The following is a 14,587-nucleotide window of genomic DNA, read 5'->3' as shown; positions in this document are numbered from 1 at the left end:
TATCAAGTCTTGATACTTGATACTCAAATCTTGATACTACATATGAACCTAAAAAATAAAGTAATCATCATCACTGGTGCATCGAGCGGAATCGGAAAAGCTTGTGCCGAAGAATTTGCTAAACGTGGTGCCAATTTGGTTTTAGCCGCACGCCAATACGTAACTCTATGCGAAATTACTGCCGATCTGGAGAAAAGATATAACATTAGGGCCGTAGCAGTTCAGGCCGATGTAAGTAAAGAAGCAGATTGCGAACTGATTATCAAACAAGCTTTGGTTTCTTTTCAAAAGATTGATATTCTGGTAAATAACGCCGGATTATCCATGCGTGCCCTGTTTAACGATCTGGATTTATCAGTGCTTAAAAACCTGATGGATGTGAACTTTTGGGGGACGGTTTATTGTACCAAATATGCTTTGCCAGAGATTTTAAAAACCAAAGGAACGGTAGTTGGCGTTTCATCGATTGCTGGTTTCCGCGGTCTGCCGGGTAGAACGGGTTATTCAGCTTCTAAATTCGCGATGAACGGTTTTATGGAATCTTTACGCACCGAATTACTAAAAACCGGTGTAAACGTTTTATTGGCCTGTCCTGGTTTTACTGCTTCCAACATTAGGGTAACCGCTTTATCAAAAGATGGTGCTGCACATGGCGAAACCAGTATGGATGAAGGCAAAATGATGTCATCTGAAGAAGTAGCCAGCATTATTGCCGACGGTATCGAAAAACGTAAACGTACCTTAATCATGACCGGACAAGGGAAATTAGCCGTTTGGATGAATAAACTCTTCCCGGCTTTTGTAGACAAAAAGGTTTTTGATCTGTTTGCTAAAGAAAAGAATCCATTGATAAAAGGGTAGAAGGTTGAGGGTTTAAAGGTGGAAGGCTTAGGGTTTAAGGCGTAAGGTAAATAGGGATAACGTATTGCAGTTGGGATTTGGCTTTAGGTGGCACCGTTAAGTTGGCGATTTAAGCTAATTAATTGTCAGTCTGAGCCCGTCGAAGACCCTTAACTTTGAGTTTACCTGGATTTATACAAGGAGCTCGTGGATTTTATAGGTCGCTGAAACACCCCGTCCTGCGGACACCCCTCTGAAAGAAGGGAATGCAAATCGCATAGAGACGATGAGGGGTAATTCCCCTCCTCTGGAGGGGTGCCTGAAAGGCGGGGTGGTCATATTTAGCACAGACCAGACCGTCCTAAACCCGGTAGTAGCGGAAATCCTTTTTGTTAGCAGCAACCTTGAATATTATGTCATGCTGAGGTACGAAGCATCTGCAGCCTATGAAACCAATCCCTCGCGCTTTAGGATGACAGCACCACAAAAAGATTGAAGCGAATAACGGGACTATCGCAACCGATTAACACCGAAACCTGCTTTCCAAAAAACAAAATAATTTTTTAAAAGAGGAAAAAGATCCTTACACCGTTCTTGTAACCTTATCCAATTTACTATAATCCATCACCATTTTGCCTTCTTCGTTATGGTAATACATTTTATCAAACTTAGCATCCATTTCGATTTCCTCATCCTGATAACTGGTCCTGGTGTGGATGGTCTGCGAGAAAGTATCATCAAAAGCTTTTAAGATTACAAAAACCTCTACTTCGGCCTGCTGCAGCTCGGTTAACGATTTTTCGAAAAATGGACTTTCTTCTGTAATGGGGTGTACTAAAGTCCAGTTTAACGATAGGATACCAATTTTACTGCGCTCTAATGGCAAAGGATAAAAGCTACGTACATGTTTACCATCAATGGTTTCGTTGTACGACATTACCATCTGCACCTCAACCTCTATCAATTGATTGCGGCGGAGGTTAACCAAACGGCACATCAATCCGTGGCCTTTCTCATAAGGGGCAATCACCATTTTTTTGCTGAAGCTTACTTTTGAGGTGGGCCTGCTAAAACGGCCGTACAACAAACCTGTTGCCAGGGCAAAAGCCAATAAACCCAACATACTCTCGAAAGCGGCAAGCACACTGGTAACAAAACCCTGTGGCGAAATGTGGCCGTAACCCACGGTAGAAATGGTTTGGGCTGAAAAGAAAAAGGCATCAAAAAACTGATCGCGAAGCGTTATACCTTTGGCACCATTTAAATTTTCGATACCCACTACATTATATAAAACTGCGAATATGGTATTCACAATGAGGTAGACCACAAGAATGACAAAGAAAAAACGCGGCCAGCTCATGGTAACCAAGCGGGTGTAGGTATCGTCGAACTTAAACCAGGGTAGACCGGTACGCTCGATATTTGCCGAACCATCGGGGTTGAGCATGCGCTGGTTTTTGGTTACAGGATTGGATCCGAAACCGAAATCATCATTAAACTGTACTTTTCTTTTAAAAAAGGCCATATATTTTTAGAAAGATTTTGGAATATTAAAAAACTATGTCAATATTTGCTTTATACAAACATGATAATTAAAAACTTAAATAACAATTGGTGGTGGCATAACGAAATTCGTTAGGCAAATTCTATTGTTATATATTTTAAAATATTTTAAACACAACGAAGAGGATTGCCCAAAAAGCAATCCTTTTTTTATGCCTTCCCCTCCCGTGGAGGGGTGTTCGAAGGAAGGGGTGGTTTAAAAGTGGTGCGTCATGCTGATCCCGATTAATCGGGACAGCATCTATAAAATTAGATTTATAAAACATTAAGTGGTCTGTGGAGACACAGACCACGGAGATAAAAATAAGATTTAGAAAACTTTAAATGGTTTGTGGCGACACAAACCATGGCGAGCAGATTGAATACAAAACAAACACCCCGGTTCGTGTCTCCACGAAACGGAATATTTAAATGGTTTATGGCGACATAAACCATGGCGTAAAAAGTGATTTTTTTAAAAATCGTCATGCCGAATTAATTCAGCATCTACGTGAAAGATTCTGAACCAAGTTCAGCATGACGATAAGCGTTATACAAAACATGAAAAAAATATTAAACCATTTATTCGAGAATAAGAGTTTTAGCAGGGAAGAGTCAAAAAACATTTTAATCTCCATTTCGGAAGGCACATTTAATTCTTCGCAGATTGCCGCTTTTATAACGGCTTATGCCATGCGTAATATTACCGTGCAGGAGCTACAGGGTTTTCGTGATGCAATGCTCGATATGTGCGTTAAAGTAAACTTATCGGGTTACGAACTGATTGATCTTTGCGGTACCGGAGGTGATGGTAAAGATACTTTCAATATTTCTACCCTATCATCATTTGTGGTGGCAGGTGCTGGTCATCATGTGGCCAAACATGGTAACTATGGCGTTTCTTCGGGCTGCGGTTCATCCAATGTAATGGAATATTTAGGTTATACTTTTACCAATAATGAGGATATTTTAAGGCGTAATTTAGATACCGCAGGAATCTGTTTTTTACATGCCCCTTTGTTTAATCCGGCAATGAAAATTGTAGCACCGATCCGTAAAGAACTGGGTGTAAAAACATTTTTCAATATGCTTGGTCCAATGGTTAACCCCGGGCAGCCAAAATACCAGATGGTAGGGGTTTTTAGTTTGGAACTCGCCCGTTTATATGCTTATTTATATCAGGACACCGATAAAAGTTATACCATTGTACATGCATTGGAAGGTTATGATGAAGTTTCTTTAACCTGTGATGTGAAAACCTTTTCGAACAAGGGCGAACAGATTTTAACCCTTCAGGATATGGGTTTTGATAAGGTTGATACCAATGCGATTAAAGGTGGCGATACCGTAGAATCATCTGCCAAAATATTTATGGATGTATTAAATGGCGAAGCCACAGATGTACAGAACAATGTGGTATTGTGCAATTCGGCACTGGCCATTAAAACCATAAAACCTGAACAATCTTTTGCCGATTGCTTTTATGAAGCGGAAGAATCTTTAACCAGCAAAAAAGCGTTAAACAGTTTCAAAAACTTATTGGCATGTTAAAGTTAAAAGTTTGCGGCATGCGTTTGGCAGCGAATATTGCTGCGGTAGCCGAGCTTCAGCCAGATTACCTGGGTTTTATCTTTTATGAAAAATCGCCCAGACTAATCACTGAGGTTTCTGCTGAATTGATCAAATACATTCCCTCAGAGATTAAAACCGTAGGCGTATTCGCAAATGAAGACCTTGAAAAAGTAAAGGATAAAGTAAACACATTGAAACTAAAAGCTGTTCAGTTACATGGCAGCGAATCGCCCGAATACTGTGCCGCATTAAAATCGGCATTTGGTTCGTTAGAAGTAATCAAAGCTTTTGGAATAGATGAAGATTTTGATTTTTCTGGTCTGGAGTCTTATTTAGATGTGGTGGATTATTTTCTGTTCGATACCAAAACCAAAGCACATGGTGGATCGGGAAAAACATTCGATTGGTCGGTTTTAGACCGATATACCGATAACAAACCTTACTTTTTAAGTGGTGGCATCGACCTGGAACACACCGGGGCGATAAAAAACATACATGATGAGCGTTTATATGCCCTGGATATCAATAGCAGATTTGAAATTGAGCCAGGTTTAAAGGATGCAGAGAAGATTAAAGAATTTATTAAAGAAATGAATAAATAGATTGTTATTCATAACCCTTGGTTTCAACCAAGGGAAAAAAGAAAAAAACATGAAATACAAAGTAAACGAAAAAGGATATTATGGAGATTTTGGTGGTGCGTACATCCCCGAAATGCTTTATCCAAACGTAGAAGAATTGCGTCAAAACTATTTAAAGATTATTGATGATGCCGATTTTCAAAAGGAATTTCATCAGTTGTTAAAAGATTATGTTGGCCGCCCTTCGCCTTTATATCTTGCCAAAAGATATTCAGAAAGATATGGTGCCAATATTTTCTTAAAAAGAGAAGATTTAAACCATACCGGTGCCCATAAGATCAACAATACCATCGGACAGATTTTATTGGCCGAAAAACTGGGTAAAAAAAGAATCATCGCCGAAACTGGCGCAGGTCAGCATGGTGTAGCTACTGCAACGGTATGTGCTTTGCGTAATCTCGAGTGTGTAATTTACATGGGTGAGGTAGATATCGAGCGTCAGGCACCAAACGTGGCCCGAATGAAAATGTTGGGCGCAAAGGTTGTTCCGGCAAGTTCTGGAAGCAAAACCTTAAAAGATGCCACTAACGAGGCGATGCGCGATTGGATCAATAATCCGGTAGATACGCATTACATCATTGGCTCGGTAGTTGGCCCACATCCTTACCCTGATATGGTGGCCATTTTTCAATCGATTATCTCTGAGGAAACCAAAAAACAACTATTGGAGCAAACAGGTAGCGATCAGCCTGATTATGTTTTAGCCTGTGTGGGTGGTGGAAGTAACGCCATGGGCATGTTCTACCACTTTATGGATGATGAAAATGTTAAACTCATCGCCGTTGAAGCAGCAGGGAAAGGCGTGTCGAGCGGATTTTCTGCTGCAACCACTTATTTGGGTAAAGAAGGTGTACTCCACGGTAGCAGAAGCATTTTAATGCAAACAGAAGATGGACAAGTGGTTGAACCACACTCAGTTTCAGCAGGTTTGGATTACCCGGGTATTGGTCCACAACATGCACATTTGTTTAAAACTGGCCGCGGACAATATGTTTCCATTACAGATGAAGAAAGCTTACATGCAGGTTTGCTTTGTACCCAATTGGAAGGGATTATTCCGGCCATCGAAAGCGCACACGCATTGGCTTACTTAGAAAAAATGGAATTTAAAGGTGGCGAAAACGTAGTGGTTTGCCTTTCAGGCCGTGGCGACAAGGATCTGGATACTTATATTAAATATTTTAACTTATAACCCCTAAATCCCCTGAAGGGGACTTTTGCGGTAATTTTTTCACATTAAATAAAGCCCCTTTAGGGGTTGGGGTATATGAACCGAATTAAACAACTCTTCGAGGAGAAGAAAAATATATTATCAATTTATTATACTGCTGGTTATCCAAATACTGGCGATACCATTCAAATTGCCGAAGCACTGGAAAAATCAGGTGCTGACATGCTCGAAATCGGATTTCCTTATTCCGATCCTGTTGCTGATGGACCGGTAATTCAGGCGAGCAGCAAACAATCGCTTGATCAGGGTATGACACTTAAGCTGCTTTTCGAACAGTTGAAAGACTTGCGTAAGACCGTTACCATTCCTGTTTTGTTAATGGGCTACGTAAACCCTGTTTTGCAGTTTGGCGTAGAAAAATTCTGTGAGGCCTGTGCCGAAGTAGGGGTCGATGGCTGTATTGTTCCCGATCTGCCAATGGTAGAGTACGAAGAATTTTATAAAGATTGCTTCGGAAAACACAACCTGAGCAATGTATTTTTAATCACCCCTCAAACGGCTGAAGAACGTATCCATAAAATTGACGGTTTAACCAATGGATTTATCTATTTGTTATCATCGTCGGCCACAACGGGTAAAAACCTTGAGGTTGGCAATACTACCGAAGCTTATTTCAGCAGGATTAAAAACTTGAACCTAAAAAACCCAACCATGATCGGTTTCGGGATTAGTGATAAACAAACTTTTGATAAGGCTTGTTCGTACGCCAATGGAGCTATTATTGGTACGGCTTTCGTTAAAGCCATTGCTGATGGAAATTTGGAGGAAAGCGTGAGTAACTTCATGAAGAAGTTTAAGGCTTAGTATTTTTTCCTTTTCTTCCATGCATCGTCATTGCGAGGAGGCACGACGAAGCAATCTTACAACTATCGCTACTAGCGAGCGCATTAAGATTGCTTTCCCGAGATCGGGACAGGCTATCGACTGAAAAAGCTTTCTCGCATCCGATAGCTATCGGATGACGATGACTCTTGCGGTCCTCACCCTGAACTTGTTTCAGGGCCTTGCTTTTATTATAGTTTTTCACCATATAAGAAATGTAAGAACATATAAGGCATTGAGCTTATATGTAACTTATATGCCTTATATGGTTCAGTTTTTTGCGCTATATCACAAGGCACTAAACATTGTGTTCTTTGTGACTTGGTGATTCATCTTTTTCCCGCTGTTTCGTCATTGCGAGGAACGAAGCAATCTTACAACTATCGCTACAAGCGATCGCATTAAGATTGCTTCGTCGGCTGAAAAAGCCTCCTCGCAATGACGATGTTTCGAATGGATCTACCTACCCACCCAATCCTCATAACTCATTTCAAATTTCACTTCCCCTTTATTTACCATGCCTGCTTTTTTCCAGCCTTGCCGGGTATAAAATTCTTCTGCACGGGTATTGGGCGATGTACCCAGCCAAATGGGTTCATGCGTTTGATCGAAATACCAATCCATCATTAACTGGTGCAATTTTTTGCCTATGTCTTTGCCTTCAAATTCTGGCCGAAGGAATAGGGCCCAGATATTATGCTCCCTTAAATCTACAATGGAGAATCCAACAACTTCTCCATCTACTTCGCAAACCCAGCCTTTGCCACGTTGCGTTAAAAATTCTTCGCAATCTTTGTCAGTAACCAGCGCCGGATCTGACAAAATGTTCTCTTTTACGGTATGCCTGACAATTTGTATCGCAGGTATGTCAGTCGTTTTTGCTTCGCGGAAAATCATTTTTAAAAGTTCTTGAGAAAATTAATTTATTTGAAAAAGCCTTTTAAATGCTTTAACGGTTGATTATCAGCTATAAAACTAATCAATAAAATGTTTATGACAAATGAATGATTGTCAATTCTGGAATTGGTTCTACATTTGCTTAACGGTGTTAGATTATTTACACTGTATATTCCAAGTCATGGGAAGTAAAGAAAGAATTCTACGTTTAAAAGATGAAACCAGAACAAAAATTCTGGATGCTGCCTTGAATATTGTTCAAACAGAGGGCTGGCAGGCATTAAGTATGCGTAAAATTGCCGACCAGATCGAATATACTGCACCAATTATTTACGAATACTTTTCTAACAAAGATGGCATCTTACTGGAACTCACCAGAAGGGGGTATTTAATGTTAGCGAAAGATATCCGCGAAGCCAGGGATAAACACGAATCCCCGGAAGATAAAATGGAAGCCATGTGGATTGCCTACTGGAACTTCGCTTTTACCCATAAAGAATTTTATCAATTGATGTACGGTGTAGATATGGTTTGTTGTACCGTTAAAAATTCAATGCCCGAAGCCGAAAACGTAGGTAGTATGTTAGGCGACGTGATTGAATCTCTATTTGAGAAGCAACCCGTTTCTGAGGATGATATCTGCATGAAGTATTACACTTATTGGTCTATCATCCACGGTTTGATATCCATCAACCTGGTTCGCCCGAATGGAAGAACAACAGACGAGCTAAACCAGCAAATTTTAAAAGATGCCATCAAGGGCATTACGTTATCTATTAACAGTTAAAATATTTTTTTTACACCGTAATTTAACACTGTTAAATTATTTATACACTTTAATTCCAATTAAATTTAATCATATGAAATCTCTACATCGCTTGTATCCCTTACTTAACACTGTTAAACAGTTTAATAGTATTAAGTTATTGTTAACAATTTCTCTTCTATCTATAATTCTGTTGAGTTGTAAGTCGTCTCCTGATCAGGCTGCGGCTGCACCACCGCCACCGGCATTGCCTGTAAGCGCCATTAACGCGAGTACAGAAACTACCTATATCGAATACCCGGCCTCTATTCAGGGTGCTGTTGATATCGATGTACGGCCACAGGTGAGTGGTTACTTACAAAGTGTATTGGTTAACGAAGGCGCTTATGTAACTGCCGGACAAACCTTGTTCAAAATTAATAAAAACCCTTATCGCGAGGCTTTAAACAATGCTAAAGCAAGTTTACATGCTGCAGAAGCGGCCATTTTAAACGCTCAATTGGAAGTTGATAAATTAACACCACTTGTTCAGAATAAGGTAGTCTCTGATTTTCAGTTAAAAACTGCTAAAACGGCTTATAAAATTGCGCAGGCAAATGCCGAACAAGCCAGAGCCAGCGTGGCTTCGGCGCAGATTAACTTAGGTTACACTAATGTTAAGGCTACGGTGAGTGGTTACATTGGCCGTATCCCTAAAAAACAGGGAAGTTTAGTTTCTCCGACAGATCAGGTTGCTTTAACACAGTTATCCGATATCCACGAAGTACATGTTTATTTCTCCCTTGCAGAAAACGACTTCAATAATTTTAATGCAAACTACCCGGGTAAAACACCTGCCGACAGGATTAAACATTTACCAGCGGTAGAACTTTTATTGGCTGATAATTCTGCTTACCCGATTAAAGGCAAGATCGATATGATCGATGGTCAGTTTGATAAAAACACAGGTGCCATTACGCTTAGGGCAAGTTTCCCTAATGCGAGTGGCGTTCTTCGCTCTGGTAATACGGGTAAGATCCGTTTAGGTTTACAGCACGATAATGCCATTCTGGTACCGCAGTCATCAACGGTAGAAATGCAGGATAAAGTATTTGTATTTACCGTAGGCGACAGCAGTAAGGTGAAAAAACAATCCATTACCATCGTTGGTAAAGCCGGCGAAAATTACCTGGTTAAAGACGGGGTAAAAGTTGGCGACCAGATTGTGTTGAGCGGGGTTGATAAATTACAGGAGGGCATGGTGATCCAGCCTCAAAAAGCAGCAGATAAAGTAGCTGTTGCAAAAACAAAAAAATAATAAGACCTAAAATCTAAAAAGTCATGTTTCAGAAATTTATAGAGAGGCCTGTACTTTCGACTGTTATTTCCATCTTATTGGTAATAGTTGGTATACTTGGCTTAACAAAGTTGCCCTTAGAGCGCTTTCCAAATATCGCACCTCCGTCGGTATTGGTAACCGCGGTGTACCCTGGGGCCAATGCCGAAACGATTTTACGTTCGGTTACTCCATCATTGGAGGAAGCAATTAATGGTGTAGAGAACATGACATACATGACCTCGAGCGCCAGTAACGACGGTACCTTGGCTATTACAGTTTACTTTCAACAGGGTACCAACCCCGATCAGGCAGCGGTTAATGTGCAAAACCGGGTTTCGCAGGCCACAAGCCAGTTACCTGCAGAGGTGGTACAATATGGTATAACCACCACCAAACAGCAAAATAGCTTTATTGGTGCCATCGGTGTTTACTCGGAAGATCCCAAAAAATACGATGCGGTTTTTGTAAACAACTATGCACAGATCAATATCATTCCCGAACTTAAACGTATCCCGGGTGTAGGTTCTGCCAGTGTATTTGGTGGTATTAAAGATTATTCAATGCGTATTTGGTTAAACCCAAGTCAATTGGCTACTTACAAAATTACACCCAATGAAGTGATCACAGCCATTCAGGACAAAAACCTGGAAGCAGCACCAGGTCGGTTTGGGGAAAGAAGTAGTGAGGCCTTTGAATATATCATTAAATATAAAGGTAAGCTTACCAAGCCTGAAGAATATCAAAATATCGCGATCCGTTCTAATTCTGATGGTTCTATATTACGTTTAAAAGATGTGGCCCGTGTAGAATTGGGTGCTTATAGTTATGGTAGTGTAAACCGCTTAAACGGGCACGATGGTATTACCATTGGTATAATCCAGTTATCAGGCTCGAATGCCAACGAAATCCAGATTGCCATTGATAAACTGATGGCAAAACTATCAAAAGATTTCCCTGCAGGCATTAAGTTCAATCAGTTTTACCGTACCAAAACCGATCTAGATGAATCCATCAACCAGGTGGAGCATACTTTGATAGAAGCCTTTTTACTGGTATTTATCGTTGTATTTATCTTCCTTCAGGATTTCAGGTCTACTTTAATCCCAGCTATAGCGGTTCCGGTTGCGATTATCGGTACCTTCTTTTTCATGCAGTTGTTCGGCTTCTCTGTTAACCTTTTAACACTTTTTGCACTTGTACTGGCCATAGGTATTGTGGTAGATGATGCGATTGTGGTGGTAGAAGCGGTGCATGCCAAAATGGAAGAAAACCCTTCGCTTAGCCCGAGGGCGGCAACTACCGAGGCAATGAATGAAATTACAGGAGCCATTATATCGATTACATTGGTAATGGCGGCAGTATTTTTACCGGTTGGTTTTATGACAGGTTCAACAGGTATTTTCTACAAACAGTTCGCCTTAACCATGGCTATCGCCATCATTATATCGGCTGTTAACGCCTTAACTTTAAGTCCTGCTCTTGCGGCCTTATTTTTAAAGAACAAACATGCCGAAGGTGGTCATAACGCGCCTAAAAAAGGTTTTGTAGAAAAGTTTTATGCAGGCTTTAACGGTGGTTTCAATTATATGGCCAACCGATATGTTGGCGGTTTAAAAGTGCTTATCCGCAACAAATGGATCAGTATGGGTGGGCTTGCCTTAATCGTTTTGGTTACCATTTTCCTTGTAGGCAGAACAAAAACAGGCTTTATCCCGACAGAGGATCAGGGTTTTGTGGCTATCGCAGTTGCCAGTCCATCGGGAACATCATTGGCCAATACCAATAAAATATTAAAACAGGCCGAAGCAGAGTTGAGGGCGATGCCATCAGCAAGATTTGTGATGTCGTTGGCTGGTTATAACTTTTTAACCGCATCCAACAGTCCGTCAGCAGGTCAGATTTTCTTATTGTTAAAACCAAACGACGAAAGAGGGGCGGTAAAAAATATCGATGAGATACAAAATATCGTAAGGGCCAAAATGGCGGCCATATCTGCCGGTACCTTCTTTGTATTCAGTTTCCCTACCGTTCCGGGTTTTAGTAATGTGGAGGCCATGAACGTGATGTTACAGGATAAAACGAACGGCAGGCTGGATAAATTTAGTGGCGTAGCGAATAACTTTATTGGAAAGTTAATGGCGAAACCGGCTATTGCTTATGCTTTTACTTCTTATAAAGCAGATTATCCGCAGTTACAATTGGATGTTAACGACGAAAAGGCCGATCAGTTGGGTGTAAGCAAAAAAGATATCCTACAAACGATGCAGACTTATTTTGGTACTGCGCAGGCATCAGATTTTAACCGTTTTGGTAAATACTACCGTGTAGTGGTTCAGGCTGATGTTGCCGACAGAACCGACCCAGCAAGTATCGATCGTGTATTTGTTAAAAACAAGGCAGGAGAAAGTGTGCCGATCAGTACCCTGGTTAAATTAACCCGCGTATATGGTTCTGAAACGGCTTCTCGTTATAACCTGTTTAACTCTATCGAGGTAAATGCGATCCCTAAACCAGGCTTCAGTTCTGGTGATGCGATTAAAGCAATTGAAGAAACCGCCAGAGAACAATTGCCAACCGGCTATGCTTACGAATTCTCAGGACAAACACGTGAGGAGATTTCTTCAGGCGGACAGTCGATAGTGATCTTCCTGCTTTGTTTGGTGTTTGTTTACTTCTTATTATCAGCACAGTACGAGAGTTACATCTTGCCATTGGCGGTAATCTTATCTATCCCTACAGGCGTATTCGGTGTGTTTGTGGTATTGGGCTTAACCGGTATCGAAAATAACATTTATGTACAGGTAGCGCTGATTATGCTTATCGGTTTGCTGGCTAAAAACGCCATCCTGATTGTGGAGTTTGCCGTGCAGCGACGAAAGGCGGGACTCAGTTTGGTTGATTCGGCTATAGAAGCAGCGCGATTGAGGATCAGACCAATCATTATGACATCACTGGCCTTTGTGTTTGGTTTATTCCCGATGAGTATTGCAACAGGTCCATCCGCACAGGGTAACCACTCCATCAGTATCGGTGCAGCAGGTGGTATGGTATCGGGTGTAGTTTTAGGTTTGTTCATCATTCCGGTACTTTTCGTCATCTTCCAGGCCTTACAGGAAAAAATATCAAAAAAATCAAGAAATGAGGTTGTTCACCACAATGGAGAACCTGTAAATAATAATCATGTAGTTTATGAAACGGTTTAATCTAATTACCATCCTGCTCCTTGCTTTGATCTGGAGCGGATGTTCGGTTTCGAAAGATACAGCCTTGCCCAATATTGCGCCAGGCTTGTTCAGAAATTCATTGCCTAAAGATTCTTCGAGTGTTGGCGGTATGCCATTGAAGAGTTTTATCAACGACCTTACTGTTCAAAATTTAATTGATACAGCTTTGGTTAAAAATTACGATATGCAGATTGCCTTGAAAAATATCGATGCAGCCGAAGTATTGTTCAAACAATCGAAACTGGGTTATTTGCCTGAATTGAAATTGCAGGTGGCGGCGAGTTCGAGCCGTCCGTCTGATAACAGTTTAAATGGTTTAAGCCTTAACCAGTTTACAGGCTCAACACACATCGAAGATTACAATGCTAATCTGGGTGTGGTTTGGGAAGCCGATATCTGGGGCAAAATCCGTAATCAAAAAGCTGGCGCTTTAGCCAGTTTTTTGCAGACAGAAGAGGCACGTAAAGCAGTACAGACGCGTTTAGTGGCCAATGTTGCGCAAGGTTATTACAATTTGTTAATGCTTGATGCGCAGTTGGAAATCGCGAAAAAGAACTTAAAACTGAACGATAGCACATTAAGGATTATCAACTTACAGTTCGATGCCGGTCAGGTAACTTCATTAGCGATACAGCAGGCTCAGGCGCAACAGTTAAATGCCGCGCAACTGATCCCTCGTTTGGAGCAAAATGTAACCTTACAGGAAAATGCATTAAGTGTATTAATCGGTACTTTGCCAAAAACCATTAACCGCGAGAGCCGTTTGGATAAAATGAATATCCCGCAGGATTTAAACGCAGGTTTTCCTTCGTCGATGTTAAGCCGCAGGCCTGATATTAAAAGTGCTGAACTGGCTTTAACCATTGCCAATGCAAAGGTTGGTGTTGCGAAAGCAAGTTTATATCCATCGTTGGTGATTACCGCAAGCGGAGGCATCAACTCTTTTAAAGCAAGCAACTGGTTTAATGTGCCAGCATCCTTATTCGGTTTGGTTGGGGCAGGGATTACCCAGCCGATTTTTCAGAGAGGTCAGTTAAAAACTTCTTTAGAGCTGGCTAAAATCGACCGTGAGAAATCGGTGATCCAGTTCCGTCAGTCGGTATTAAATGCTGTTGGCGAAGTTTCTGATGAGTTAACGAAAGTAGAGAAGTTAAAAACACAATACAGCATTGCTGAAAAAAGAGCACAGACTTTACAACAGGCCTCTAAAAATGCAAGTTTGTTGTTTAAAAGCGGTATGGCTAATTATTTAGAAGTCATAACAGCACAAGGAAATCTATTGCAAAGCGAACTGGAATTAACGACAATTAAAACAGAGCAGCTTAATGCTGTTGTTGGTTTGTACCGTTCGTTAGGTGGTGGCTGGCAGTAAAAAAAGGGGGGCCACCCCAACCCTCCCCGAAAGGGAGGGGGGCAAAGTGCAGAGACCTATCCAAAGTTTATGACGTTCGCTATTTCCCCCTTTGGAGAGTCCTATCGTGTGGACACATTTCTGAATAATTTGTTTCTTTGTTGGATGCAAACACGAGGTTTTACGAGTTTATCCGATTCAAGGTTAATTAGTAGGGGTAATAAGAATCTGGATATACTTTTCAGGAACAGTGTCCAGAGTATACGCCAGTTAAGCAAAGATGAGGCTGAAGCCAAGGGCTTCTATCGGTTTCTTGCCAATGATCGGGTAAGTGAGGCAGCTATTATCGCTAATTTATCATTCAATTGCCAGTCGGCCAGCCA

General features: G+C 41.1%; 12 protein-coding genes. 10 read left to right on the top strand and 2 right to left on the bottom strand.

Annotated elements, in window-relative coordinates; translation table 11 throughout:
* Positions 1-42: 42 nt before the first annotated feature.
* Positions 43-861, top strand: coding sequence for an SDR family oxidoreductase (locus AW17_RS15615; RefSeq protein ID WP_029278012.1), 819 nt, complete (start codon positions 43-45; stop codon positions 859-861).
* A gap of 562 nt (positions 862-1,423) precedes the next feature.
* Here the strand turns inward: AW17_RS15615 and AW17_RS15610 are convergent.
* A complete protein-coding gene (locus AW17_RS15610; RefSeq protein ID WP_029278010.1) occupies positions 1,424-2,365 on the bottom strand; it encodes an ion channel in 942 nt (313 codons plus the stop codon).
* 578 nt (positions 2,366-2,943) lie between these two features.
* On the opposite strand from AW17_RS15610, the gene trpD reads away from it, so the two are divergent.
* The 4 genes from trpD (at position 2,944) to trpA (ending at position 6,630) form a co-directional block, all read left to right on the top strand.
* Entirely contained in the window at positions 2,944-3,933 is a 990-nt protein-coding gene (gene trpD / locus AW17_RS15605) for an anthranilate phosphoribosyltransferase (RefSeq protein WP_029278009.1), read from the top strand.
* Complete coding sequence (locus AW17_RS15600; RefSeq protein WP_029278008.1) at positions 3,927-4,556, top strand: phosphoribosylanthranilate isomerase; 630 nt, start codon at positions 3,927-3,929, stop codon at positions 4,554-4,556. Before trpD ends, AW17_RS15600 begins: the two co-directional genes overlap by 7 nt.
* A gap of 49 nt (positions 4,557-4,605) precedes the next feature.
* Positions 4,606-5,787, top strand: a complete 1,182-nt coding sequence (trpB, locus tag AW17_RS15595) for a tryptophan synthase subunit beta (protein ID WP_029278006.1) — start codon at positions 4,606-4,608, stop codon at positions 5,785-5,787.
* A 75-nt stretch (positions 5,788-5,862) separates the two neighbouring features.
* Positions 5,863-6,630, top strand: a complete 768-nt coding sequence (gene trpA / locus AW17_RS15590; protein ID WP_029278004.1) for a tryptophan synthase subunit alpha — start codon at positions 5,863-5,865, stop codon at positions 6,628-6,630.
* A 477-nt stretch (positions 6,631-7,107) separates the two neighbouring features.
* Here trpA and AW17_RS15580 read toward each other — a convergent pair whose 3' ends face one another.
* Positions 7,108-7,545, bottom strand: a complete 438-nt coding sequence (locus AW17_RS15580) for a GNAT family N-acetyltransferase (protein WP_029278000.1) — start codon at positions 7,543-7,545, stop codon at positions 7,108-7,110.
* A 181-nt stretch (positions 7,546-7,726) separates the two neighbouring features.
* On the opposite strand from AW17_RS15580, the gene AW17_RS15575 reads away from it, so the two are divergent.
* The 5 genes from AW17_RS15575 to AW17_RS15555 form a co-directional block, all read left to right on the top strand.
* Complete coding sequence (locus AW17_RS15575) at positions 7,727-8,332, top strand: TetR/AcrR family transcriptional regulator (protein ID WP_029277998.1); 606 nt, start codon at positions 7,727-7,729, stop codon at positions 8,330-8,332.
* A 73-nt stretch (positions 8,333-8,405) separates the two neighbouring features.
* Positions 8,406-9,608 carry an efflux RND transporter periplasmic adaptor subunit gene (locus tag AW17_RS15570; protein WP_029277997.1) on the top strand — a complete coding sequence of 401 codons (1,203 nt, stop codon included), beginning with the start codon at positions 8,406-8,408 and terminating at the stop codon, positions 9,606-9,608.
* A gap of 23 nt (positions 9,609-9,631) precedes the next feature.
* Positions 9,632-12,832: an efflux RND transporter permease subunit gene (locus tag AW17_RS15565; protein ID WP_029277996.1), complete on the top strand. Its 3,201-nt coding sequence runs from the start codon at positions 9,632-9,634 to the stop codon at positions 12,830-12,832.
* Positions 12,819-14,225 carry a TolC family protein gene (locus AW17_RS15560; protein WP_029277995.1) on the top strand — a complete coding sequence of 469 codons (1,407 nt, stop codon included), beginning with the start codon at positions 12,819-12,821 and terminating at the stop codon, positions 14,223-14,225. Before AW17_RS15565 ends, AW17_RS15560 begins: the two co-directional genes overlap by 14 nt.
* A 144-nt stretch (positions 14,226-14,369) precedes the next feature.
* Positions 14,370-14,587 (top strand): transposase DNA-binding-containing protein (locus AW17_RS15555; protein ID WP_036670129.1); only part of this gene is annotated, 218 nt, incomplete at its 3' end.

Origin of the sequence: Pedobacter borealis DSM 19626 (assembly GCF_000708285.2) — a bacterium.
GTDB lineage: Bacteria > Bacteroidota > Bacteroidia > Sphingobacteriales > Sphingobacteriaceae > Pedobacter > Pedobacter borealis.
This window is presented reverse-complemented; position numbering and strand designations above follow the sequence as displayed.

Bases quoted from the DNA above. Each gene is read 5' to 3' on its own strand.
- AW17_RS15615 (WP_029278012.1), top strand. From the start codon at position 43: ATGAACCTAAAAAATAAAGTAATCATCATCACTGGTGCATCGAGCGGA.
- AW17_RS15610 (WP_029278010.1), bottom strand. From the start codon at position 2,365: ATGGCCTTTTTTAAAAGAAAAGTACAGTTTAATGATGATTTCGGTTTC.
- trpD (WP_029278009.1), top strand. From the start codon at position 2,944: ATGAAAAAAATATTAAACCATTTATTCGAGAATAAGAGTTTTAGCAGG.
- AW17_RS15600 (WP_029278008.1), top strand. From the start codon at position 3,927: ATGTTAAAGTTAAAAGTTTGCGGCATGCGTTTGGCAGCGAATATTGCT.
- trpB (WP_029278006.1), top strand. From the start codon at position 4,606: ATGAAATACAAAGTAAACGAAAAAGGATATTATGGAGATTTTGGTGGT.
- trpA (WP_029278004.1), top strand. From the start codon at position 5,863: ATGAACCGAATTAAACAACTCTTCGAGGAGAAGAAAAATATATTATCA.
- AW17_RS15580 (WP_029278000.1), bottom strand. From the start codon at position 7,545: ATGATTTTCCGCGAAGCAAAAACGACTGACATACCTGCGATACAAATT.
- AW17_RS15575 (WP_029277998.1), top strand. From the start codon at position 7,727: ATGGGAAGTAAAGAAAGAATTCTACGTTTAAAAGATGAAACCAGAACA.
- AW17_RS15570 (WP_029277997.1), top strand. From the start codon at position 8,406: ATGAAATCTCTACATCGCTTGTATCCCTTACTTAACACTGTTAAACAG.
- AW17_RS15565 (WP_029277996.1), top strand. From the start codon at position 9,632: ATGTTTCAGAAATTTATAGAGAGGCCTGTACTTTCGACTGTTATTTCC.
- AW17_RS15560 (WP_029277995.1), top strand. From the start codon at position 12,819: ATGAAACGGTTTAATCTAATTACCATCCTGCTCCTTGCTTTGATCTGG.